Below are 24,149 nucleotides of genomic sequence, written 5' to 3'. Positions count from 1 at the left end.
ATCAAGTTCCACAAAAAGTACGATAAGGACGATTCGTCGGCGCAGGCGGAATGCAGTATTCTTCTTGATCTGTAGAATACGCATAAGGGTTTGATAAAGCTTCAAGAAGTTTCTCCATTACGCTATAGTCGTCATTTGTAACAGCTGCTTCTAGTGCTTCTTCTACACGGTGGTTCCTTGGGATGATTGATGGGTTATTATTTTTCATCATTTCGTAGGCGTTTTCTTTCGATTCCTCTTGTCTTTCTAATCGAGATTGCCACAGTTTGTACCATTCTTTAAATTCAGGACTTTCAAATAGAGCTGTATTTTCGATCGTATCAAGAGTTAAAGAACGGAATGTATTTGTGTAATCCGCTTTATATTTCTCCATCATTTTTAAAAGTTGCTCAATAAGCACTTTGTCTTGTTCGTCTTCGCCAAATAGTCCTAATTTCTTTTTCATTCCAATGAACCACTGGTTTTCATACTGGACACTAAATTTTGAAATTTCGTCTTGAGCAATCTTTAATGCTTCTTCTTCATCTTCGTGTAAGATCGGTATTAAAGATTCAGCTAGTCGCGCGAGGTCCCATGCGGCCATATATGGCTGATTTCCATATGCGTAGCGACCTTGTGTATCAATAGAGCTGAATACGGTTCCTTGGTCGTAACTATCCATAAATGCACAAGGGCCGTAATCGATCGTTTCTCCGCTAATTGTTATATTGTCAGTGTTCATTACACCGTGAATAAATCCAACAAGTTGCCATTTTGCGATAAGACTTGCTTGTCCTTTAATAACTTTTTGTAGTAATGCAGTATATCGGTTTTCATGAGCTTCAATTTCTGGATAATGTCTTTTTATTGTATAGTCCGCTAGTGATTGAAGATCCTCGATAGATCCGCGGGCTGCAGCATATTGAAATGTGCCGACGCGTATATGGCTACTAGCGACTCTAGTTAAAATTGCTCCAGGTAACTTTGTTTCACGATATGTTGGTTCGCCTGTTGTGACAACTGCTAAACTGCGAGTAGTCGGAATATCAAGTGCATACATTGCTTCGCTAATAATATATTCACGTAGCATCGGACCGAGTGCAGCACGACCATCTCCTCGGCGTGAATACGGAGTAGGGCCAGAACCTTTTAGCTGAATGTCAAAACGTTTTCCTGAAGGAGTAATTTGTTCACCAATTAAAAGAGCACGACCGTCGCCTAACATATTAAAATGTCCGAATTGATGACCGGCATATGCTTGAGCTAATGGGTGAGCTCCTTCTGGGAGTGCATTACCAGCAAAAACGGCAATTTCGGCTTCTTTCTTCAATTCTTCCGGATTAAAGCCAAGAGATATTGCTAATGAATGGTTTAGTTTAACTAACTCCGGTGAACTTACGGGAGTAGGGGGGATGTCTGTATAAAATGATTGTGGTAAAGTAGCATAACTATTGTCTAAATTCCAACCTGCTTCATTATTTTTAGTCATTTTATCTCCTCCTTTTTATGTTTTTTAATTATGTATTTGTACATATATATTCTTTGTAAAGTTAACTAAAAGTATAATGTATTATTTCCCCTTGCAATCTATTGTAAGGACTTCATTGCATTGTGTCTATTTAACAGCAAATACAAAAACGCCATTTTTCAAAAAGATTGATTAAAATGGCGCTTTTATTATTATTTCATTTTTACAATTATTTTCCCCTTCGCTCTTCCAGACTCTGAATATTCCATTGCTTTTTGAGCATCTTCAAAAGGGAAAACTCGATCGATTACAGGTTTGATTTTTCCAGCTTCAATATAGTTTGCAATAGTACGTAATTGATCTCCGCTTGGCTTCATAAATAAAAATGAATATTGAGCATTATGTTTTTTTTCAAGTGAAGTAAGTTTTTTACTTGCTAATGAAAATAAGAGTGTTTTGAAAAATCCTGAACCGAATTCTTTACCGAATCGAGCATTTGGCATTCCTGAAACGGAAACAATGTTGCCTTCGCTTTTTATAATATTGAATGATTTTTCAAGTGTTGTACCACCGATTGTATCAAATACTGCATCATAATTTGTTAGTATTTCTTCAAAATTCTCAGTTTTATAATTAATAATTTCATCTGCGCCAAGAGATTTTACTAAATTCGCACCAGCCTCACTAGCAGTCGTTGTAACAGTGGCGCCCATTATTTTTGCTAATTGAATAGCAAAAGTACCAACACCACCGGATCCAGCGTGAATTAAAATCTTTTGTCCTTTTTGTAATTGCATGATGTCATGTAATGCTTGATATGATGTTAAGCCAACGAGTGGAATCGAAGCAGCTTCCTCAAAAGTTAAATTTTTTGGTTTTAAGGCTATATCATCCTCATGAACGGCTATATATTCCGCGAAAGTACCAATCTTATTTTTTCTTGGGCGTGCATATATTTCATCACCGACTTTAAAGTTAGTCACTTTTGCCCCAACCTTTACGATAACACCGGAAAAGTCATTACCAAGGATTAGGGGCATTTCATATTTAAGCAACATCTTCACTTTTCCATCGCGTATTTTAAAATCAATTGGATTAATACTAGCCGTATGAATTTCTGCGAGCACCTCATACTCATTTATTTCAGGAGTAGGTATCTCTGTCATACGCATTGGGACTTTTCCATATCTATCAATTATCATTGCTTTCATTTCTTATACCTCCAAATTTTAATAAAAGTTTTGCAGTAGCTTCTCAATATCTAATACAAGGTTTTTTAATAATCCTAATTTTGTACGTATGTCAATATAATAAAAGTTCTTTGTACCTTCTTTTCTCATTAAAATAATGCCAGCTTCTCGTAAAATCTTAAGGTGATGTGATACTGCTGGACGGGAAAGGTGTGTTTGCTTCGTGATTTCTCCTACACGTAATCCTGTTTGACATTCCGTTTCCATTAGAACTAATAAAATAGATTGACGCGTTTCATCACCAATTGCCAATAATACTTTTTGAGAATCAATAAAATCTTTTTTTATAATATTTAATTGTTCTTGTTTATTCATTTCAATCACTTTGCCTCCTGGTAATTAGTCGAAAGGTTTAAGATGATGAACCATTATTTCGATATGGTAATGCTATATGATTGTTGTATGAGGTGCAATATTGGGAAAGAAAATCGAGACGAATGAATTTTTTATTGTTGAAAATTATAGGGAGATAGAAAAGGGATTGGAAGGACTACATAACACAATAGATGAAGTTTTAAAAACAAAAAATGATGTAACAATAAAATAAGCGGTCGCAACCTTATATAATCCAAAAGGTTATGACCGCTTATAATGTTTGTATTATTTTTGATTTTTACGATAGAACAGGGTTCAACGTAAAGTAAGTTCCTTTGTTTTACACTTTCATACAGACACAATTCAGGTGGATTATAGATGTATGAAAAGGTAAAAGAAATTTTGGGGCGTAATCTATCTATATGATAATTCAAAATAAAATATAAGTCTATATTTTTGTTGGTTTTTTGATTATATTTATGTCACTGAGCTCAGAACAATGATGTGGAGGGTAAATATATGAAATCGAATTATGTACCAGTTTTAATTGTTGGAGGGGGATTATCTGGGTTAGCGTCTGCGTTATTTCTTGCAAAACATAACATTGAGTACTTACTTGTTGAAAGGCATCCGTCTACTGCCATTCATCCGAAAGCAGGCGGTCTTACTTTACGTACGATGGAGTTATTTCGAGAATTAGGTTTGGAACAAAGAATTAAATTGGCAGGTAAAGCATTAGAGAACTGCCGAGGAAGAATAGCAGTTCATACAATAGCTGAGGCGAATAAAGAAGAATTGGAACAAATGAGAGCGACTCAATACGGAAACGATGAAGAGTTACTTCAAAAAATAGAAAAGATTAGTCCATCAAAACAAACTGCGTGTTATCAAATTATTTTAGAAGAGATGATGTTACAAGAAGCGAAAGCATTAGGCGGGCAACTATCTTTTTATCATGAACTAGTTTCATTTGAACAAAATGAAAACGGGGTAAAAGCAACGATTCGAAATCGTGAAACAGAAAAAGAAAGTGTCATACATTGTGACTATGTAATTGCAGCAGATGGGGCCAAAAGTAAAATACGTGAGCAGTTAGGGATTACAACTGAAGGTCGCGGTACAATCGGTGGCTATTATATGAATATTTATTTTGAGGCTGATTTAAGTGGATTTATACAAGGAGACGCCTTTGGTTTTTCTATGGTACTTCATCCGGAGGTTCTTGGTGCACTTATTCCGGTCGATAACGTGAGTAAATGGATCTATCATGTAGCTTATGATCCAATAAAAGGAGAGCGACCAGAGGATTTCACTATAGAACGCTGTAAACAAATTATTCAAACAGCAATTGGAAGCACAAATGTAGAGTCAGAAATATTAAGTGTTTTACCGTGGGAAGCGACTGAAAGTACAGCTACAAAATTTCAAGAAAATCGCATTTTTTTAGTTGGCGATTCTGCACATATTATGCCGCCAACAGGAGGATTTGGTTCAAATACAGGAATACAAGATGCGCATAACTTAGCTTGGAAATTAGCGGCTGTTATAAAAGGGGCAGCAAAACCAAAATTGTTAGAAACATATCATGAAGAGAGATACCCTGTTGCAAAATTAACAACGGACCATGCGAGTAGTATATTATTTCGTGCTGCGGGCAGAGAGGAAGGTAATTTGAGTAATATGGATAGTTTAGCTGTCACTGTTGGTTATCGGTATTGCTCAGAAGCAATTATAGACGAATGTAACACACCGCATAGAATGAATATAGTTGATTTGAACGGACGCCCGGGAACGCGTGCACCACATTTTTGGGGAACTTATGAAGGAAAAGAAGTTTCTATACTTGATCTATTTGGTAGCAACTTTTTGTTACTTACTGGAGCAGAGCCTAGTGCTTGGACTGAAGTTGCAAATGTTGTTTCATCGCGATTAGGCGTAAAGATAAAAGTGTATCAGGTAGGTTTAGCTGGTGATTTCATCGATCAAGGTAACTCTTTTAGAAAACTATACGGGATAGAAAATGGAGGAGCGGTAGTAATAAGACCAGATGGATTTATTGGATGGCGTACGGAAAATGAGGTAGTAAATCCGGGGATATTACTTGAAGAGATAATGAATCGTTTATTATGTAATTAATATAAAACCACCGCTTGTATTTCAAACGCGGTGGTTTTATTGCTTACAACTTACAAAAATAAAATATTGTAAGTCGCAAGCAGGTGTGCTAATCTTATAACCTACTTGAAAGATGAATTTTTTTGATTGTAACTTACAAATAATAAAAAATGTAAGTTGTTGAAATAACAGAAGATAATTTTATTATGTAAATAAAGTGGACGGTGAGAAAAATGACAGAAAAAGCATTAACGAGAAATGTTGTTTTGGATGCAGCGGAAAAGGAATTGATTAAATATGGATGGAGTAGGACGACGCTTGTTAGTATTGCGAAATCGCTTGATGTTAGTCATGCAGCTTTATACTCCTATTTTCGTAGTAAGGCAGCACTTCGCGACGCTATTTTGGAAAGATGGTTATTAAAGTATTCGGATCAACTTGAGAAAATTAGTGGAGAAGACGGAGAAACAGCAGTGATTTTACAAGAGTGGTTCTTATGTTTGTTCCAACTTAAAAAGAAAGAGTTACTGGAAAATGGAGAGCTATTTACATTGAATAGTTCGTTAGTGCAGCAAAAGAATGCTGTTATCCGAAAACACGAAGAAAGATTAGTTAGGCAACTGGAGAAGGTTATAAATCAAGGGATAGAGCGTAACGAGATTGAAAAACAAGACAGTTTATTTTTAGCGCATACGATTTTTGGACTCCTATCACCGTTCTACCACCCTGCTTTTTCTGAGCGATGGAAAGAAGAGAAGATAAACGAAGAATTTCAAAAGTCATGGGAAATTGTTGCGCGTGGTATTTTTCAAAAGTAAAGAACTTCGTATCATATAAGGCTTTCAATCAGGAAACGTAATGAGAAGGGGAGATTATATGAGTCATTATAAAGAAGAACAACAACGTGTAAATGTAGTCATTGAAAAAGTAGACGAGGAACTGAAAGAGCTGGACAGCCGAGTTGGTTCGGTGAAGTCTGAAATTGTAAATATAAGAAAAAACTTTTGGGAAGATGTAAAAGTAAATATAGATAATATTAAAGAGGCGGTTGAAACGGCGGCCAGTATTAGGCAAGAGGCCGAGGTTCTTTCGGAAAGGGAGCATACCCATCGACATGCGAAAAATGAATATAATCTTTTAACGAAAATAAAAGATACACCCTACTTTGGAAGAATTGATTTTAAAGAAGAACAAGAGGCGGATACTGATGAAATCTATATTGGTATCGGCTCTTTTTATGATAAAGAGACAGATGAATTTTTAGTATATGATTGGCGCGCACCTATTTCTAGTCTTTATTACGATTATTCTTTAGGAAGTGCAAAGTATATAGCGCCAATGGGGACAATATCAGGTGATTTACTTTTGAAACGTCAATATATTATCCGAAATGGTAACATTCAAAGTATGTTCGATACAGGTATAACGATAGGGGATGAACTCCTTCAAGAAGCGTTAGGAAGAAATGCAACTGAACAAATGAAAAGTATTGTAGCGACAATTCAAAAGGAACAAAACAAAATTATTCGAAACGATAAAAGTGATGTATTACTTGTGCAAGGGACGGCTGGAAGTGGAAAAACTTCAGCAGCTCTGCAGCGGGTTGCGTATTTATTATATCGTTACCGCGGGACAGTAAACGCGGATCAAATTTTGCTATTTTCTCCGAATGAGTTGTTCAATAGCTATATTGCTAACGTCTTACCAGAGCTTGGTGAGGAAAATATGCAGCAAACGACTTTTCAGGCGTATGTGGAGCATATGATCAGCAAAAGTTTTATTGTAGAAGATTCTTTTTCACAGCTAGAATACATGTTAACGAAAGAACAGGAAAACATGTATGAAACGAGACTAAAAGGAATTCAATATAAATCATCAATTGAATTTATGGGACTGATTGAGAAATATGCGAGAAGTCTAAGTGAAAAAGGACTAAAATTTCATGATGTCACATTTAAAGGTGAAGTGCTGATTGAGGCAAGAACGATAGATGATTATTTTTATGCGTTAGAAACGTCTATTTCCATACCGAATCGAATGCAGCTTACAGCGGAATGGATTCGTAAGAAGATAAATGAATTTGAAAAGAAAGAAGCGAAAAAAGACTGGGTAGAACAAGAAGTTCAGTATTTAAATAAAGAAGATTACAATCGTTTTTATGAAAAATTAGAGAAGGATAACCAATTTGATTATTATGAGCAGGAACATGAATTATTAACGAAATATGTAGTGAGAAAACATTTTCGTTCATTGTGAAGAAAGGTGAAATCTTTAGCTTTTGTAAATCATTCTGCAATATTTCAGCAGTTCTTTGAAACCATCCAGAAAGATGTTTTTGTACCAAATGGTTGGGAAGAGATATGTAAACAAACAGTAAATCGGTTGGTGCGAAAACAATTAGCGTATGAAGATGCAGCGCCGTATTTGTTTTTAAAAGAGTTAATTGAAGGATTTAAAACGAATCACCTTGTGAAATTTGTATTTATTGATGAAGTACAAGATTATACACCATTTCAGTTAGCGTTTATGAAGCGGCTGTTTCCAAAGGCGAAATGGACAATGCTTGGGGATGTAAATCAAAACATTTTATCACACGCTAGCAATAGAGGGATGGATATGATTTCAACGTTGTTTGCAAATAGAAAAGTAGAAACAATTCAGCTTAACCGTAGTTATCGCTCGGCAAAACCGATAATTGAATTTACAAAACATATCATTCCAAATGGAAAAGAAATTGAAGCTTTTAACCGTAACGGGAAGAAGCCGTTATGTATAAAAGTGAATGATGAACGAGAGCGCGCAGAAAGTATCATAGATAAAGCAAGAGATTTGCAAAAGCAAGGTCATAAATCGATTGCAATCATTTGTAAAACAGATGAAGAATGTATAAGGGTTATGGAGTTAATAGGGGATAAATTAGATTTTCATCTTGTAAAAAAAGAAAATACGACTTATGAAAAAGGCGTTGTTATTATTCCTACTTATTTGGCAAAAGGGATAGAGTTTGACGCTGTTATTATATTTGATGCTTCAAATGACATGTATAGCAAAGAATCTGAACGGAATTTATTTTATGTAGCATGTACACGAGCGATGCATGAATTATATGTATATTATGCAGGAGAAATTACGACAATGCTTTCGAAAGTACCGAAAGCATTATTTCAAAACGAAATGAGTAAAGGGAGAGATGCTTAATGGCTAATCAATTAAATGCTTTTCAAAACTGTAGTAAGGAAGTTTCAATGTTATTACCCATTCCGAAGTATGTAAAATTAGTGCATGAGCATGAAGAACTACGTGACGGTGTAAATGTTGAAATTCAGCGTTATCAAGCAGAAGAACGACTGAATTATGGTGGCTCTCATATAACAACTATTACTTCTCAAAAGGATAAGCATCTTTTAAGTTATACGAATATGATGCCAGTATACTCTAATAAACTACCTCATAAGGATGAGGCAGAGAAAATAGCGATGGATGTAATGGAAAAGGTTGATCGACAATATGCAAATGGCGTAACTTTACTTCGTATAGAAAAACAAACGAGACATTATGTTGACGGGGGACAAACTGTGGAGTTTCCTGTTCTATGGGTAAAGATGATGCATAATAACGGGAGTTTTAACTGGGTGACAATTGGTGGTGACGGACAAATCATCGAATTTGAGCGCGAAGTACGCTGGGATTATATGATGAGCCGCCGTCAAACAGAAATGTGGTATTACGATGATTGGGTATTGGCGCGCACGGGGGAAGGACCACAATTATTGCCACCGTCTGCGTTGGCTTAATATGTGTACAATGGTAGGCGTCTATGATAATATACCGCTAGTTATGCCTTATCTGTATAATAAAATGAACATAAAGGGCTGAGCGTTATGAGAAGAAAAGGTTATTTTATAGACAATGAAAGTAAACGATTGTACAACAATGAAATAGTAGTTTCAAATAAAGTGTATCCTAATAATCCTACGTTGGCAGAACTGAAGAAGTGTTTATATCCAATTATTTTGACGATCGAAAAAGTAATTTAGAGCGTGAATCAATAGATGATGTGAGAGCATACTGGGATACAAAATATCACAATAATATTTGTCTTACTGATGAACCAGTATCAGTAAAAGAATATTAAAAATGTAAATCTTTTATGAAAAAAATCTAAAGAAATGTCGTGGGCGTGACATTTCTTTTTTAATATGCTGTATAATCAATTTAGAAATGAGATTTGTTTTCATTAACGCTCATTCCCTCTTTTGAAATTGCCTGTAATTTTAGCCATAATAAGTTGTTTTTCTTTTTCGTTACTTGCCCGATTTATTTTGTTTAAAAATTTTTCAGCGTCATTTCCTTTTAAAGTCATAATTTGTTTTCTGTAATATTCAATTGAAATCATATTGTTTCTTGTTACTCGATAGTGAAACATCATATCATCTAAACGATTGCGTTTATCGGTCTTTTTCAAATTACTACCTCCATTCTTGTTAATGTGTAACGAATGTTACATAAAAAATTTAAATTAAAGTTAGATGTATCCGATTGTAAGGTAGAAAATTTATAAAAAAGAACTACAATAGAGAGTAGTTAAAATTTGAGTGTGAGAAAAAGGAATCTAGTGTAATATAATGAATGATAGATAGATTATAAAGTGTTTGAAAATTAAAAGATATAGAATAGAATGGAAAAATATAAAGTGAAACTGGATAAAAGAGGGTCCCTATATGTTTAAGAAATGGCTAATTGTTTTCTTTATTTTTGCTGTTTTTTGTGGGAGTGTCGCTGCACTAACATATGCAAATAAAGATAAGAAATATAATTTGAAGGCATTTTCAGGTTATAAGAATAAATTTGAAAATGATAAACCGAAAGTCGATGCGAATCAGCAAAAACGTTATGAGATTGCAGCAGTAAAACTAGATCAATATTTAAAAGATAAAGGATTTAATGGGAGTGTTCTTGTAGCTAGTAAAGACCATGTAATTTTAAGAAAAGGTTACGGGTATGCGAATGTAAAAGATAATGTATTAACAACGCCAAGAACGAAATATCGCATTGGTTCTATTACGAAAACAGTCGTTGCAATATCTATCATGCAACTAAGAGAAAAAGGGAAATTAAATATTGAAGACAATGTAAATAAGTATATTCCATCGTTTCCAGCAGATAAAAACATTACGTTACGAAATTTGTTAACACATACGTCCGGGTTACCAGAACAGGGACAAGGTAGTGTTGATGCAGCGTCACGTTTAAAGTTAGTAACTTGGATCGGAGCGCAAACGTTACAATTTCCTGCAGGAACGGGATGGAGATATACAGATTATAATTATATGGTGCTTGCATATATTGTAGAAAAGATAACAAATGAACCACTTGCTGACTATGTGAAAGAAAATATTTTTACTCCTGTTGGAATGCATGAATCTGGGATGGGTGCCACTTTCCCAGGAGATATGTTTTTAGCAGAAGGATATACGAAAAAAGATAATGAGTTAGTAGCTACGCCTCGTTTAAGGATGAATTGGTTATATGGTTGTGGTGAAATGTACACTACAGTTGATGATATGAAAAGGTTAGATGAGGCAATTATGGATGGGAAGCTGCTTTCTAAACAAAGTTTATCAGATATGTTTACTGTATCACCCGCTAGAAAGTATGGATTTAGTTTCTATATTTACCCAGATTATTATCATAATCATGGTGTATTAGCTGGTTGGAACACTTTTAATAATTTTAACTGGGATAAAAGAACGTTTGTAATATTATTCTCTAACGTACAAAATGGTATGAATGATACATTTAATCAAGAGTTTAGGAAATTAGCGAATGATTTAATAGAAGGAAAATAATTATTTTAAAATCGGTATTGATATGTAATTATCAATACCGATTTTTTTATTTAATAATGTTTTATTTAGTGAACAAGCATGTATGAGAGGGGGTTAATATTGGAATAAATTTATGAAGGAAGTTAAATGATATTAATGTTAAATATAGGGATTTTGTTTTGTGAATGTCATCTATTTGTATTGAAATAATGTAATTATCATGCGGAAGAATAATTGGTAATTTTTACATTGATGAAAAAGCTTGAGCTTCACACTATGTGAAGCTTTACATTATTGGAGACACGAACAGGAGGTTGAAAAAATGAAAAAAGTAGTAAAGCTTTGTTTAATAGCTACATTATCTACAGCGATTATTAGTGGATGTTCTTTTGAAGGGAATAATGAAAATGCTAAAGGGAAAGAGGGTGAAAAAGTAGAGGTACAGAAAAACGTTGGGAAATATACGATGCCGGATGAAAAAGATAAACATGAAGGTACATGGTTACAATGGCCACATGAATACACATACGGTCAAGAGTATAAACAAGAAGTGGAACCTATTTGGGTTAAGATGGCAAGTACTTTAACTGAGGGTGAAAAAGTCCACATTGTTGCGTATGATCAGGAAGAAAAAGAGCGAATTAATAAGCTTTTAACAGATGAAGGGCTAAATATGGAGAAGATTGATTTCTTTATAGCGCCTACTGATGATGTATGGGCAAGAGATAGTGGACCAATTTTTGTTTATGACAATAATAAAAATCTAAAAATATTAGATCCAGCATTTAATGGTTGGGGGAAGAAAACGCCTTATAAAAATGATGCCCGTGTACGTGAGAATGTTAGTAAACAATTAGGGATTGAAAGAATTGATTGGGGGAAATTCGTCCTTGAAGGTGGCGCAATTGAATTAGACAGCAATGGGACTGCTTTATTAACTCGAAGTGCAGTAACGAATAAAAATAGAAATCCTGATTTATCAGAAAAGGAAATTGAAAAATATATAAGTGACCTTGGGGTGACAAACTTTATTTGGTTAGATGGAGTACCTAATTTAGATATTACGGATTTTCATATTGATGGATTTGCTAAATTCCATGATAAATCTACCATTGTAACGATGAAAGAAGATGACTTGGCTGAATGGGGCTTGTCAAACAAAGATATGGATAAATTGTTAGATGCAAAAAATGCTTCAGGAAAGAAATATAAATATGAATACTTACCGCTTAGTAAAGATAAAGTTACTTTAGAAGGTGGAAAAACTCTCGATTATAAGGGATCGTATATCAATTATTATATTGGGAATAAAGTTGTATTGGTGCCTAACTATAATGACCCAAATGACAAAATCGCAAACGATACGATTCAGAAGTTATACCCGGATCGTAAAGTAGTCGGTATTGATGTGAGAGAGCTTTATAAAAATGGCGGAATGATTCATTGTGTTACACAGCAACAACCGATTCAATTGAAGTAATCGATTATAGTTTCGTTATGTTGCTTTATAGACAAAATAGGTGAAATGCTATCTTTACTTATTTTGTCTTGTTTTAACATTTGTAATAAGAATGGAATGTGTAATTTTAATGTAATGATAATTAAATAAAAATATATTGTCATTATTGTTGTATATGGAAAAGGAGAAAAATGTTTGTGTTAAAGAATTTTAAAAAAGTTTTTTCGTTGTTCCCTATCATTCTACAGTACATTTTAAATGTTGCTTTGATTTGCTTAGGGATTGTTCTAAGTGTGTTTCTGATGAAAGAAGTTATTCAATTTATACAAGAACTTAAATTAAATAGTGAGGAATCTAGTTATCATTTGATTGATAGTATCGTCGTATTCTTTTTATATTTTGAATTCATCGTAATGATTATAAAGTACTTTCAAATGAATTTTCATTTTCCATTACGTTATTTTATATATATAGGTATAACTGCTATCGTTCGTTTAATTATTATAGATCACGATAGTCCAATTGATTCATTGTTATATGCTTGCGCGATTCTTGTATTAATTAGTGCTTTATTCATTGCAAATTCTAAAATAATGCGTCGTGATTTAGAAGAGTGAACATTTGTTGTTTAAATCAAAAAAGATGTTTTATCTTTTGGTAAAAAGGAGTAACGGTATTGAAAGAAATAATCTTAACCAGTTTCATAATAATAGGGTTTATGATTCTACTATTTAATTGTATACTTTCATAATTTAAAGAATAACAAGTTAATAAAGAAAGAGGTTTTTGTAAATATGGTTCATTACAATAATCAAAATAGTTTACATCAAATATTTACATTAAAGGGAACAGTTATAAGAGATATTTTCCCGCAAATTTTATTATATATATGTATTTCAACGATAGTAACTGTAATTAATTATTATTATGTAGAAATAAAAATTAATCAAACACCTTGGGTAATTGTTGGAGGAGCTTTAGGTTTACTGTTAGTTTTTCGTACTAACACTGCCTATGATAGGTACTGGGAAGGTAGAAAGTTATTTGGCGCGATTGGTGCCTGTACTAGAAATTTAGCAGTTAGTTTTTTATGTCATTGGGAGTCTGAAGGGAAAAAGACGGATCAGGAAAAGCTAAAATTTTTCCATTTATTAATTGCTTTTCCAAAGATAGCGAAAGGACATTTGAGAGACGAAAAAGATTTATCTGAAATAAAAGCATTGCTTGATATTTGTTCTGAGAAGGAAAAAGAAATATTGACTGGGTCTATTCATTTACCGATTAGTATAGTTTTTATGTTAAAAACTATACTATCAAAAGGTTTGAAAACGGGTCAAATTCATCCCAATGCAATAATTAATATGGAAGCTGATCTGAATAATCTGCTTACGGCTGTGGGTGGATGTGATCGTATCAAAACAACGCCTATTCCTTTTGCATATTTTGCTCATATTAAAATTTTACTGCTCATATTTTGCGGGACTTTATCGATTGGTCTTGTTGATAGCCTTGGGTGGGTTACAGTACTTGCAACTGCGTTTATAAGTTTTGCATTTATAGGGATTGAAGCAATAGGGGTTGAAATTGAAGATCCATTTGGTCAGGACCCAAACGACCTTCCACTAGAAGGGATTTGTATAGGGGTAGAAACACATTTATTAAACTTATATAATCAAAACGGTCTGTTCGAAGTAATGGATATGAATCTTGATAAAAAAATCATCTAATCGTTAATTGTGTACGATGATTACATTTTTTATATTGTCATGAAATACTTCATTTTAAAATCTTGTCAAGAGTCAATTTACGGCTTAACGACAGCTTTATATTTTTTATATAAATATATAAAATTTCTCCGTGCTATAATCCATTCATGAAAAGTGCACGTTTCAAAAATTGTAATGAAAAGAGAAATAGGTGGCTTATTGAAATCAGTTATTCAATCATTATTAAAAAGCGGGGTAAATAGTATGGAACAACAACATAATGGAATTATTTTTACTGCAATACCAGACGAATCGAATGAATATTATCAACCATTTTATGAAGACATTATTTATTTTAATGAATACTTAAATGAAAAAAAATCATTTACCGATCAACTTATATCTTTATCTGTTGAAGAGCAAGACTTTCATACAAACTTTTTCGAGTATGATGATATTTGGCTAAGAGATGTTGCACCAGTTGTAACGAATCATCTTGTTAAATTTAAATATCGACCAAATTATTTACCAGATGATCAAGGACGATATTTAGATCAACAATTTAATAAATGGTTGAAGAAAAATGACTTTGATTATGTGAAATCACCATTAATATTGGATGGTGGTAATCTTATTTGGAATAAAAAAGATACTGTTATATTAACAGAGCGCATATTTGATGATAACGATGATTGGACAGAAGAGGAAATAATTGAGCAATTAGAGTGGGATTTAGATGTGAGCCGGGTTATTATTATTCCTGCTGAAGAAGGAGATGTACTTGCGCACGCAGACGGAATGGTTAAATTTATTGATGAACACACAATGTTTATTAGTGATTTTTTAGGGGATCATGAATTTAGATATCATGTTCAAGAGATTATTCAAGAGCAAATGCCAGAAGCTAAATTTATAGTCGTTCCTTCGTCATATACAGAGAAAGGGCAATATGATCAAGAAATAGCATCGGCAAAAGGTTTGTATATAAATATGTTAGAAACATGTGATACGCTTTACGTTCCTAAGTTTGGATTAGCTAAAGACGGGGAAGTTTTACGATATATTCAACAGCATACGGAAAAACAAGTTATTCAAATTCATGTAGGAGAAATATCGACTATGGGAGGCGCAATGAATTGTTTAACGTGGTATTGTCCGAGTCATTTGTTACCTTCAAAAATGAAAAGATTGAGCAATCAGAATGAAGGTTCTTCAATTAGAAAAATTTTTGATTGGTTTTAATAAATAAGCGTATAAGACAATGTATTCAAGGGGTATTTATATGTATACAATTACTGAATTTTCGCGGATTTGTAAAATGAGCACGCGGATGCTAAGGCATTATGACAAAGAGGAGATATTAAAACCAGCATATGTGAATCCGGTAAATGGATATAGATATTATGAGCAAGGGCAGCTAGAAATAGCATTGAAAATTAAAAAGCTAAGGGAGTACAAGTTTCCTTTGCCGAAAATTAAAGTAATTCTCCAGTCATCAGATCAAAATTCATTTATTAAACATATGCAAGCGCAAATTATAGAATTGTCTCATGAGGTGAAACAAAATTTACAGGTTATTTCTGAAATGAATGAAATGGTAAATATGAATAACGGTCTAAATATTGCTCGCCATAGAAGTTACGATATATTAATTGGAATGAGAAATGAAATAACGGTAATTGCTCAAAGATTACAAATAGATATAGATGATATGGATGATTATTTTTATGATTTATATGAAAATATACAAAAAAATAGCTTTCAAATAGTCGGTTCTCCATCCGTAGTTTTTTATGATAAAGAGTATATTCCAAATCACAGTGATATTGAATTAAGAATTCCGGTTATGGATGATGACAATAAAGGTGTATTACAAGAGTGTGAAATAAAAAAGCTAAATCAGCATCAAATTGTTACTACTATGCATTATGGCAGCTATGACTATATAGGTTATGCTTATATGGCATTAGAAGAGTGGGTGGAAAGTAATGGCTATATAATAGATAGTCACCCATATGAAGTTTATATAAAGGGACCTGAATGTGATTGTTTAGTAGAGGAGTATGTTACACAAATTTGTTTTTTAGTTATGAAAATAGAATGAGGATAAGGATTGACATTAACATTATGTCAATCCTTATTCTATATATGTAAGCAATTTATCATAATAAAAAGGGGAAAGAATATGAAAAGAAAAATCATGATTATTTGTCTGATTCTTAGTATGATATGGGTTTCAGCATGTACTCCTGAAGTAGGAGAAGGCGAGAATGGTAGCTCAGTTCTACCTAATCAGTTGCCCAAAAATGTAGTGTTTAAAAATGGTACAATCTATACTTCTAATGAAAAACAAGACATCGTAGAGGCTGTAGCCGTTAAAGAAGGGAAAATTACATTTGTTGGTTCAAACAAGGATGTAGAGGGATTTATAAGTGAAGATACGAAAGTGGTGGATTTACAAGGACGTTTTATCCTCCCTGGTTTTGTGGACAATCATAATCATATATTTGAAGCGAAATCACCAGCAGCAGGGAATTGTAGTGTCTCACCAGATGCTTCTCTGCAAGAACAACGCTCGTATTTAAAGGTTTGTAAAAAAGATGTTAAAGATGGGGACTGGATAAGCGGAACTGGATTTAGTTTAGAAGAGCTGTTAAAAGATATGGACGAAAAATCAGAACAACAAACTCCATTACAAGTTCTTGATGAGTTATTTCCTAATAATCCAGTGTTAATTATGGAAAGAACCTCTCATTCTGTATGGGTTAATTCAAAGGCACTCGAGTTAGCTGGAATAAATAAAGATACGAAAGATCCGCAAGGCGGAAGAATTATTCGAGATCCTGAATCAGGAGAACCATTTGGTATTCTTTATGATGCAGCAGGGGATATCGTGATGGAAAAAGCATGGAATTCCCAGCCCAATCTCTTTGAAAAAAATTACGAAGGCTTGTTAGACGGTTTAGATGAGGTTGCCAAGAATGGTATTACTACAGTAGGCGATGGACGTCTCTATTGGAAACGAGGCTGGTTAGATGTTTGGAATAAAGTATATGATGAGAAAAAGCTAACAACGCGAGTAGTACTTCGTCCGTGGGTATATCCGAACTTAAATGAAGCAGAACAAATGGAGTATTTCAAAAAAATTAATCGTGATGATGTATCATCTCGAATGCTTATTAATCAAGTGAAGATGTATAGTGATGGAATTAGCATTAACAGTACAGCTAAAATACTAGAAAAATATAAATTTGAGTGGTTTAAAGGAACGCCGTATGGCTTGAACTATATTCCGGAAGAAAAAATGAAATGGTGGTTAACGGAGCTTAATAAAATTGGTTACGGTGCACTCATTCACACAATTGGCGATGGTGGGGTAAGAGAGAGTTTAAATGCGATTGAAGCAGCGAAAAAAGAAGGCGCAAAGCAGCCGTATACACTTACGCATGTGGAAATGGTAGAAGATAGTGATATAGATCGTTTTGCTAAATTAGGTATTAGCGCTGATTTTCAAGTAGGTCATGATTTTGCAGAAGATCCAAAACAAAGCTGGGCAAGTACGTATTTTTCAAATCAGCAAATGAAACGAATTATGCCGTTAGGGCGGATTTGGAAAACAGGAGCAAACGTATCACTTAGTAGTGATTGGGATGTAAATGAACTCAATCCACTAGTGACGATTTCGAATGCATTAAGCATTGATGACAAGGGTTTGTCTGATGTATACGCAGCTATTGATGCTTATACAATTAAGCCAGCGAAAGCATTAGGGCTTGATAATATAACTGGCTCGATAGAAGTTGGAAAATCAGCTGATATGATATTACTAAATGAAGATATTACTAAAATGAGTGCCGATAAGATTCCAAATGCGAAAGTATTAGTGACGGTTTTACAAGGAGAAGTAGTGTATCACAAGGAGAAATAAAGAATCGCTTTATAAAATTACTACAAGTAAATGAATATATTTCTGTTGACCTTAACACGATGTCAAAGTATAGACTGTACTTACATTCAGAGAAGGGGTGAACAAGTATGAGAAATATAGAAAATAGTTTGTTTTATATGCCTGCAGAATGGGAGAAACATGAGGGGACATGGCTCCAATGGCCTCATGATAAAACGCATAGAGGTGAAGGTTACAGAGCTAAGTTAGATGATATTTGGATAACGATGGCGAAGGAGCTTCATTACGGAGAGAATGTGCATATTGTTGTATATGATGAAGAAGAAAAAACACATGTCCAATCGAAGCTAATTGAAGCGAAAGTCAATATGGATAACATTGATTTTTTAGTTCAAAAAACTGATGATATATGGATAAGAGATAATGGACCGATATTTGTAAAAGATAAGGAAGAAAATCTCTGCTTAACCCACTGGGTCTTTAATGGTTGGGGGGATAAATATCCGTATGAAAATGATGCTGTTATTCCGGCCGAAATAAGTGAAATGTATAGCATTCCAAAAGTTAAATCTAGTGTCTGTATAGAGGGCGGGGGAATTGAGGTAAACGGAAACGGGACCTTAATGGCAGCGAAAACTTCTATTATAAATGAGAATCGAAATCCTACACGAAGTCAGAAAGAGATTGAAATGGAGTTGACTAAATATTTAGGAGTAACGAATTTTATATGGATAACCGGTATTCGCGGTGAAGATAATTATGATGAAGATACAGATTATCATATTGATGGTGCAGCACGTTTTGTAAATGAAAATACGATTCTTTATGAATATGATCCTTTCGGGGAAGGTGAATCATACCTTTTGGAAGCGTACGAAAAGCATTATCAAGAATTGCGACAGGCAAGAAATATAGATGGAAGTCCATTTCAACTCATCCCAGTACCAGTAACAAGAAAAGTGGTAAAAGAGGCAGACTGTAAAGGTTCGTATTTGAATTTCTATATTGGCAATGAAGTTGTATTGGTTCCTATATACGGTGATGAACATGATAAGTTAGGACTGCAAATCATTGAAGGGCAGTTTCCAGGAAGAAGAATCGTTGGTATTCATGTAAATGCACTGTATGCGTATGGTGGTATGATTCATTGTGTGACGCAGCAGCATTTAGAGTAAAGTGATTCAAATGAAAAAAGCATGCAGAGCATATACTCTGCATGCTTTTTATAATGCTGAAAACTCTTCAACAAGTGAGCTAAAACGATTTAGTGCACTTTCAATCGGTTCTGGCGTAGTTAAATCAACACCAGCTTTTTTAAGTAGGTTTAATGGATAATCAGAGCTTCCACCTTTAAGGAATTCGATATAGTTTTTCTGAGCATTTGAATCGCCGCTTAATAATTTATCGGCAATTTGAATGGCAGAGGCAAATCCAGTTGCGTATTTGTACACGTAAAATGGACGATAGAAGTGAGGAATTCTAGACCAGCCGTATTTTACTTCTTCATCAAATACAAGTGAATCACCGTTATATTCTCTAAATAACTTTTCATAAATTTCACTAAAGACTTGGGCGTTTAATGGTTTACCTTGCTCGGCCATTTCATGTGTGATTTTTTCAAACTCAGCAAACATGATTTGTGTAAAGAAAGTACCTTTAAAGCTCTCGATAAAATGGTTAATTAAATGATTACGCACGTTCGTTTCTTTTGCTTCTTTTAATAAATAGTGAATTAATAACACTTCATTTACTGTAGACGCGACTTCTGCAACAAAGATAGTATAGTGTGCAGAAATTCTTGGTTGGTATCCGTGTGAGTAATGCGTATGCATACCGTGGCCACATTCATGAGTTAGAGTGAAAAGGCTATTTAAATCATCGTGATGATTTAAAAGAATGAAAGGATGAACACCGTATACACCAAAGTTATAAGCGCCAGAGCGTTTTCCAGGTGTTTCTCTCACGTCTATATAGCGTTTATCTTTAAAGCTTTTTAATGTTTCTATATATTCTTCACCTAAAGGAGCTAGTGACGCGATCATTATGTCAAACGCTTCGTCGTATGGAATGTCTTGCTTTACACCTTTTACTAAATCAACACTCAAGTCGTATTGTCTTAGTTCATCTACATTTAATTTTTCTTTTCTAAGTTCATTATATGTATGTAATGATTGAATGTTTTTTTTCGTCGTATCAATTAAATTTTCATATACTTCTTTCGGAACCATATCGCCAAATAATGATTTTTCTAAAGCTGATGGATATTTTCTTAGCTTTGAAACAGTAACATTATTTTTAATAGCTGCGGATAAAGTAGAAGCGATAGAGTTTTTTAACTGAACATATGGTTTGTAATAAGCTTTATAGGCTTCTTTACGTTTCTCGCGATTCTCATCTTCTATTAACTTTGCATACATTCCACGCGTTAAATTTACTTTCTCTCCATCATCAGTAGTCACGTCGCCAAATAGTATATCTGCATTATTTAACATGCCAAATGTATGCTGCGGGGAGGAAAGTGCTTCACCCATTTGTGATAAAATCTCTTCTTGGTCCTTATTCAATACGTGTTTTTTATAACGGTATAGTTCAAATAAGTCTTCTTTATAATATTGTAAGCCTTCTGCTTCTTCTATGTAAGCATGTAATGTGTTTTCATCTACGCTAAGTAAGAATGGGGAAAAGAAAGATTTAGCCGCACTTACTTTCACGTGTAATTGTGATATTTTATCGACAAGGGATTGAGCGTCAGTATCGCGTGTATCAAGATCAGATTGTAATCGTGCATAAGCGAACATTAAAGATATTATGCTAGAAATTTCTTCACTCTTTGTTAAATAAGCTAATAAACTATTGCCATCGTGAATATTTCCATTAAACTCGTGTAGTTCATTCGTTAATACTTCAATTTTATGAAAATCGCTTTCCCAATCGTCAATTGTATGGTAAATATCCGTTAAATCCCATTTTTCTTTATCAGCTACTTGTAGTCGATCTTTAAGTTCAGTCATAATCATTTCCTTTCTAAATATGTAGTTATATTCCTATATAACTATGAAATACAACAAATTGCAAAAAATCCCTGCTGGAAATTGAAAAGCCTTGCTGTAAATAGCGAGGCTTAAACAGTTATAGTGTAATTCCGAACTTTGAATGTAAAAGATTTGTATATTGCTCGTCTGTAACTTCTTCTTTAGATTTTTTACCGTCTTTTGTTATTGTAAGACTATCTTTTGTTAAAGAAGCGTGTCCGTCATGTGTAAGTTTTACAATAAGAGGTACTTTGTTAAATGGTGAGCCCTTATGTTCAACGATGATTTTTTGTGCTGCATTCGCTTTCGTTTCATCCACTTTTTCTATATAAAATGCATAGCCTAACGTCCAATCATCAGCAGAAGATTGATCCAGAAACTCATTGTTTTTACGCATTTCTAAAATGTAATTTCCTTTTTCAGTTGTTTCTTTGCGAATACGATAATCTCCTGTTACTGAGTGAACGACTTCACCTGAGAAAGGAACAGGTGCAAGAGGTAAGTATGATCCGAATCCCACTTCAATTAAATAAAGTGCATGATGAAGTTTTAAAACAGTTGCGATATGTCCGGAATCGACAGCCCATATAGAGTTTGCAGCATTATAAACTGTCCCTGAAACTAAATAAACATCCAATCCAAAGTCTTTAAGAAAGTAATACATAGTAGGATTTAGTTCATAACAAAGACCGCCACGGTTGTTTACTAAAATTTTTTCTTTTAAATTCTCTTTTGATATTTCTTTAAAGTTATTTTCGAGAATATTTAAGTTTTCAAATGGAACAGTTTGCGCCATTCTATACATAATTTGAGATAAATCTTCAAATGATACGGTTTCTTTTTCTTCTATATGTAAACGTGCGAAAAATTGTTTTTGAAAGTCTGTCATAGAAATCCCCCCGCCATACTTTTATAGATAAATTGTATACAATTTTGAATGCGATGTGAATTTTAAACTATGTGGGGTACTTGTGGAATAGTTGAATTCATATTTTGAAAAATAATGTGAGAGATTAAAAGATTGTTACTTTACTAACTGTAGAACGAATATTATAATAATTTTGACGAATTATGCAAACGTTTTCTTGAAGGGGATGGTGTAAATATGTTAAAAAGGATTACGGTAGTCTGTTTATTTTTTATTTTGCTTTTTCCTAATATATATGAGGGAAACAAGGCAGAAGCAGCAACGATAAACAATGGAACATTAATGCAGTATTTTGAGTGGTACGCTCCGAATGATGGGAATCATTGGAATCGTTTGCGTTCTGATGCTGAAAGTTTAGCCCATAAAGGAATCACATCTGTATGGATACCACCTGCATATAAAGGGACTTCGCAAAATGATGTAGGATATGGGGCCTATGATTTATATGATTTGGGAGAGTTTAATCAAAAAGGAACGGTGCGGACGAAATATGGGACAAAAGCACAGTTGAAATCTGCAATTGACGCTTTACATAAGCAAAACATCGACGTATACGGTGATGTAGTTATGAATCATAAAGGTGGGGCTGATTATACTGAAACCGTAACAGCTGTTGAGGTAGACCGTAACAATCGAAATATTGAAGTATCAGGTGATTATGAAATTAGTGCATGGACGGGTTTTAACTTTCCAGGGCGCAGAGATGCTTATTCTAATTTCAAATGGAAATGGTATCATTTTGACGGAACGGATTGGGATGAAGGAAGGAAATTAAATCGAATTTATAAATTTAGGGGTATAGGTAAAGCATGGGACTGGGAAGTGTCTAGCGAAAATGGAAATTATGATTATTTGATGTATGCAGATCTTGATTTTGATCATCCAGATGTTGCGAATGAGATGAAAAATTGGGGAACGTGGTATGCGAATGAATTAAATTTAGATGGATTTCGTTTGGATGCTGTTAAACATATTGATCATGAATATTTACGCGATTGGGTAAATTATGCCAGACAGCAAACGGGGAAAGAAATGTTTACAGTAGCAGAATATTGGCAAAATGATATTCAGGCTTTAAACAATTATTTAGCGAAAGTTAATTATAATCAATCTGTGTTTGATGCACCGCTTCATTACAATTTTCATTATGCTTCAACAGGAAATGGGAATTATGATATGAGAAATATTTTAAATGGAACAGTAATGCAAAATCACCCTGCACTCGCAGTTACTCTCGTTGAGAATCATGATTCTCAGCCTGGGCAGTCATTGGAATCTGTAGTAAGTCCGTGGTTTAAACCGTTGGCATATGCATTTATTTTAACACGTGCAGAGGGCTATCCTTCAGTTTTCTATGGTGATTACTATGGGACAAGCGGAAATAGTAGTTATGAAATTCCAGCGTTAAAAGATAAAATTGATCCGATTTTGACGGCACGAAAAAACTTTGCATATGGTACGCAGCGTGATTATTTGGATCATCCAGATGTAATTGGATGGACAAGAGAAGGTGATGGTGTACATGCTAATTCCGGTCTAGCGACATTAATCTCAGATGGACCAGGAGGATCAAAGTGGATGGAAGTTGGAAAGAATAACGCAGGGGAAGTATGGTACGATATGACGGGTAATCAAACAAATACAGTAACAATTAATAAGGACGGATGGGGGCAGTTCTATGTAAGTGGAGGATCAGTTTCCATATATGTTCAGCAGTGAATTGGTGATGGAAAGAAGAGGTAGACTGAAATATAAGTCTTCCTCTTCTTTTTATATTGTTATCATACCTAAATCTTTATTTTAATAAATGAACTAGTCGACTTTTGAAATAACAAGAGATGCGTTGGAATAAATAATGTCACCCGTGGCTTCTCTTATTCGTACTCGTACTCGAAGAACATCTCCTTGGTTTAAAGGTAATAGATCAGTTCTGGCGGATGTAACTCTTACCCCAGAACCACCACCAACTCGTGTAATTCTTTCGTTAATACTTCAATTTTATGAAAATCGCTTTCTTAATCTTCAATTATATGGTGAATATCCGTTAAATCCCATTTCTCTTTATCATCTACTTGTAGTCAATCTTTAAGTTCAGTCATAATCATTTCCTTTCTAAATATGAGTCATATTCCTATATAACTATGAAATACAATAAATCCCTG

20 protein-coding genes and 2 pseudogenes are annotated in these 24,149 nt (G+C 34.0%); 15 read left to right on the top strand and 7 right to left on the bottom strand.

Annotated elements, in window-relative coordinates; genetic code table 11:
- Position 1 precedes the first annotated feature (1 nt).
- The 3 genes from LUS72_RS17085 to LUS72_RS17075 form a co-directional block, all read right to left on the bottom strand.
- A complete protein-coding gene (locus tag LUS72_RS17085; RefSeq protein ID WP_097832538.1) occupies positions 2-1,468 on the bottom strand; it encodes a protein adenylyltransferase SelO in 1,467 nt (488 codons plus the stop codon).
- Between the two features lie 191 nt (positions 1,469-1,659).
- Positions 1,660-2,658 carry an NADP-dependent oxidoreductase gene (locus tag LUS72_RS17080; protein ID WP_097832539.1) on the bottom strand — a complete coding sequence of 333 codons (999 nt, stop codon included), beginning with the start codon at positions 2,656-2,658 and terminating at the stop codon, positions 1,660-1,662.
- Between the two features lie 18 nt (positions 2,659-2,676).
- Positions 2,677-3,021: an ArsR/SmtB family transcription factor gene (locus LUS72_RS17075; RefSeq protein WP_097832540.1), complete on the bottom strand. Its 345-nt coding sequence runs from the start codon at positions 3,019-3,021 to the stop codon at positions 2,677-2,679.
- A gap of 91 nt (positions 3,022-3,112) precedes the next feature.
- Between LUS72_RS17075 and LUS72_RS17070 the strand changes: the two genes are divergently transcribed.
- The 6 genes and pseudogenes from LUS72_RS17070 (at position 3,113) to LUS72_RS17045 (ending at position 9,164) form a co-directional block, all read left to right on the top strand.
- Positions 3,113-3,244, top strand: a complete 132-nt coding sequence (locus LUS72_RS17070) for a hypothetical protein (RefSeq protein ID WP_254915713.1) — start codon at positions 3,113-3,115, stop codon at positions 3,242-3,244.
- Positions 3,245-3,531: 287 nt separating this feature from the next.
- Positions 3,532-5,148 (top strand): FAD-dependent oxidoreductase, encoded by a 1,617-nt coding sequence (locus LUS72_RS17065; RefSeq protein WP_097832541.1) that lies wholly within the window; start codon positions 3,532-3,534, stop codon positions 5,146-5,148.
- Positions 5,149-5,360: 212 nt separating this feature from the next.
- Positions 5,361-5,945 (top strand): TetR/AcrR family transcriptional regulator, encoded by a 585-nt coding sequence (locus tag LUS72_RS17060; RefSeq protein ID WP_264447459.1) that lies wholly within the window; start codon positions 5,361-5,363, stop codon positions 5,943-5,945.
- Positions 5,946-6,003: 58 nt separating this feature from the next.
- Positions 6,004-8,325, top strand: a pseudogene (gene helD, locus LUS72_RS17055) (RNA polymerase recycling motor HelD).
- The gene (locus LUS72_RS17050; RefSeq protein WP_097832544.1) at positions 8,325-8,921 is read left to right on the top strand and encodes a hypothetical protein; all 597 of its coding nucleotides are present in this window, start codon (positions 8,325-8,327) and stop codon (positions 8,919-8,921) included. The pseudogene helD and the gene LUS72_RS17050 overlap by 1 nt, the downstream one beginning before the upstream one ends.
- Before the next feature lie 87 nt (positions 8,922-9,008).
- Positions 9,009-9,164, top strand: a complete 156-nt coding sequence (locus LUS72_RS17045; protein WP_240523213.1) for a hypothetical protein — start codon at positions 9,009-9,011, stop codon at positions 9,162-9,164.
- 200 nt (positions 9,165-9,364) lie between these two features.
- Here the strand turns inward: LUS72_RS17045 and LUS72_RS17040 are convergent, their stop codons facing one another.
- Entirely contained in the window at positions 9,365-9,592 is a 228-nt protein-coding gene (locus tag LUS72_RS17040) for a hypothetical protein (RefSeq protein WP_097832545.1), read from the bottom strand.
- A gap of 256 nt (positions 9,593-9,848) precedes the next feature.
- On the opposite strand from LUS72_RS17040, the gene LUS72_RS17035 reads away from it, so the two are divergent.
- From LUS72_RS17035 to LUS72_RS17000, 8 genes are all read left to right on the top strand, one after another.
- Positions 9,849-10,976 carry a serine hydrolase domain-containing protein gene (locus LUS72_RS17035; RefSeq protein WP_097832546.1) on the top strand — a complete coding sequence of 376 codons (1,128 nt, stop codon included), beginning with the start codon at positions 9,849-9,851 and terminating at the stop codon, positions 10,974-10,976.
- Between the two features lie 301 nt (positions 10,977-11,277).
- On the top strand, positions 11,278-12,435 hold the full coding sequence (locus LUS72_RS17030) for an agmatine deiminase family protein (protein ID WP_264447454.1): 1,158 nt from the start codon (positions 11,278-11,280) through the stop codon (positions 12,433-12,435).
- 176 nt (positions 12,436-12,611) lie between these two features.
- Entirely contained in the window at positions 12,612-13,031 is a 420-nt protein-coding gene (gene psiE / locus LUS72_RS17025) for a phosphate-starvation-inducible protein PsiE (protein ID WP_070144297.1), read from the top strand.
- A 177-nt stretch (positions 13,032-13,208) separates the two neighbouring features.
- Positions 13,209-14,141, top strand: coding sequence for a bestrophin family protein (locus tag LUS72_RS17020; RefSeq protein ID WP_264447450.1), 933 nt, complete (start codon positions 13,209-13,211; stop codon positions 14,139-14,141).
- Positions 14,142-14,384: 243 nt separating this feature from the next.
- Complete coding sequence (locus LUS72_RS17015; protein WP_097832638.1) at positions 14,385-15,362, top strand: agmatine deiminase family protein; 978 nt, start codon at positions 14,385-14,387, stop codon at positions 15,360-15,362.
- A gap of 40 nt (positions 15,363-15,402) precedes the next feature.
- Positions 15,403-16,224 carry a MerR family transcriptional regulator gene (locus LUS72_RS17010; protein WP_264447448.1) on the top strand — a complete coding sequence of 274 codons (822 nt, stop codon included), beginning with the start codon at positions 15,403-15,405 and terminating at the stop codon, positions 16,222-16,224.
- Between the two features lie 81 nt (positions 16,225-16,305).
- Positions 16,306-18,048 (top strand): amidohydrolase, encoded by a 1,743-nt coding sequence (locus LUS72_RS17005; RefSeq protein WP_097832550.1) that lies wholly within the window; start codon positions 16,306-16,308, stop codon positions 18,046-18,048.
- Positions 18,049-18,155: 107 nt separating this feature from the next.
- Positions 18,156-19,202, top strand: coding sequence for an agmatine deiminase family protein (locus tag LUS72_RS17000; RefSeq protein ID WP_097832551.1), 1,047 nt, complete (start codon positions 18,156-18,158; stop codon positions 19,200-19,202).
- Positions 19,203-19,250: 48 nt separating this feature from the next.
- On the opposite strand, the gene pepF is transcribed toward LUS72_RS17000, so the two are convergent.
- A complete protein-coding gene (gene pepF / locus LUS72_RS16995) occupies positions 19,251-21,038 on the bottom strand; it encodes an oligoendopeptidase F (RefSeq protein WP_097832552.1) in 1,788 nt (595 codons plus the stop codon).
- 118 nt (positions 21,039-21,156) lie between these two features.
- Positions 21,157-21,948: an arylamine N-acetyltransferase family protein gene (locus LUS72_RS16990; protein ID WP_097832553.1), complete on the bottom strand. Its 792-nt coding sequence runs from the start codon at positions 21,946-21,948 to the stop codon at positions 21,157-21,159.
- Between the two features lie 216 nt (positions 21,949-22,164).
- On the opposite strand from LUS72_RS16990, the gene amyS reads away from it, so the two are divergent.
- Positions 22,165-23,706 (top strand): alpha-amylase, encoded by a 1,542-nt coding sequence (amyS, locus tag LUS72_RS16985; RefSeq protein WP_097832554.1) that lies wholly within the window; start codon positions 22,165-22,167, stop codon positions 23,704-23,706.
- A gap of 93 nt (positions 23,707-23,799) precedes the next feature.
- Here the strand turns inward: amyS and LUS72_RS27210 are convergent.
- A pseudogene (locus tag LUS72_RS27210) lies at positions 23,800-23,961 on the bottom strand (exosporium leader peptide); the annotation flags it as partial.
- Between the last annotated feature and the right edge of the window lie 188 nt (positions 23,962-24,149).

This window comes from Bacillus cereus, from assembly GCF_025917685.1.
In the GTDB taxonomy this organism is placed as follows: domain Bacteria; phylum Bacillota; class Bacilli; order Bacillales; family Bacillaceae_G; genus Bacillus_A; species Bacillus_A cereus_AT.
This window is presented reverse-complemented; position numbering and strand designations above follow the sequence as displayed.

Excerpts from the sequence above, each read along its gene's own strand:
- LUS72_RS17065 (WP_097832541.1), top strand. The coding sequence starts at position 3,532 with ATGAAATCGAATTATGTACCAGTTTTAATTGTTGGAGGGGGATTATCT.
- LUS72_RS16990 (WP_097832553.1), bottom strand. The coding sequence starts at position 21,948 with ATGACAGACTTTCAAAAACAATTTTTCGCACGTTTACATATAGAAGAA.
- LUS72_RS17000 (WP_097832551.1), top strand. The coding sequence starts at position 18,156 with ATGAGAAATATAGAAAATAGTTTGTTTTATATGCCTGCAGAATGGGAG.
- pepF (WP_097832552.1), bottom strand. The coding sequence starts at position 21,038 with ATGACTGAACTTAAAGATCGACTACAAGTAGCTGATAAAGAAAAATGG.
- LUS72_RS17045 (WP_240523213.1), top strand. The coding sequence starts at position 9,009 with ATGAGAAGAAAAGGTTATTTTATAGACAATGAAAGTAAACGATTGTAC.
- LUS72_RS17030 (WP_264447454.1), top strand. The coding sequence starts at position 11,278 with ATGAAAAAAGTAGTAAAGCTTTGTTTAATAGCTACATTATCTACAGCG.
- LUS72_RS17010 (WP_264447448.1), top strand. The coding sequence starts at position 15,403 with ATGTATACAATTACTGAATTTTCGCGGATTTGTAAAATGAGCACGCGG.
- LUS72_RS17005 (WP_097832550.1), top strand. The coding sequence starts at position 16,306 with ATGAAAAGAAAAATCATGATTATTTGTCTGATTCTTAGTATGATATGG.
- LUS72_RS17020 (WP_264447450.1), top strand. The coding sequence starts at position 13,209 with ATGGTTCATTACAATAATCAAAATAGTTTACATCAAATATTTACATTA.
- LUS72_RS17015 (WP_097832638.1), top strand. The coding sequence starts at position 14,385 with ATGGAACAACAACATAATGGAATTATTTTTACTGCAATACCAGACGAA.
- LUS72_RS17080 (WP_097832539.1), bottom strand. The coding sequence starts at position 2,658 with ATGAAAGCAATGATAATTGATAGATATGGAAAAGTCCCAATGCGTATG.
- amyS (WP_097832554.1), top strand. The coding sequence starts at position 22,165 with ATGTTAAAAAGGATTACGGTAGTCTGTTTATTTTTTATTTTGCTTTTT.
- LUS72_RS17085 (WP_097832538.1), bottom strand. The coding sequence starts at position 1,468 with ATGACTAAAAATAATGAAGCAGGTTGGAATTTAGACAATAGTTATGCT.
- LUS72_RS17050 (WP_097832544.1), top strand. The coding sequence starts at position 8,325 with ATGGCTAATCAATTAAATGCTTTTCAAAACTGTAGTAAGGAAGTTTCA.
- LUS72_RS17060 (WP_264447459.1), top strand. The coding sequence starts at position 5,361 with ATGACAGAAAAAGCATTAACGAGAAATGTTGTTTTGGATGCAGCGGAA.
- LUS72_RS17035 (WP_097832546.1), top strand. The coding sequence starts at position 9,849 with ATGTTTAAGAAATGGCTAATTGTTTTCTTTATTTTTGCTGTTTTTTGT.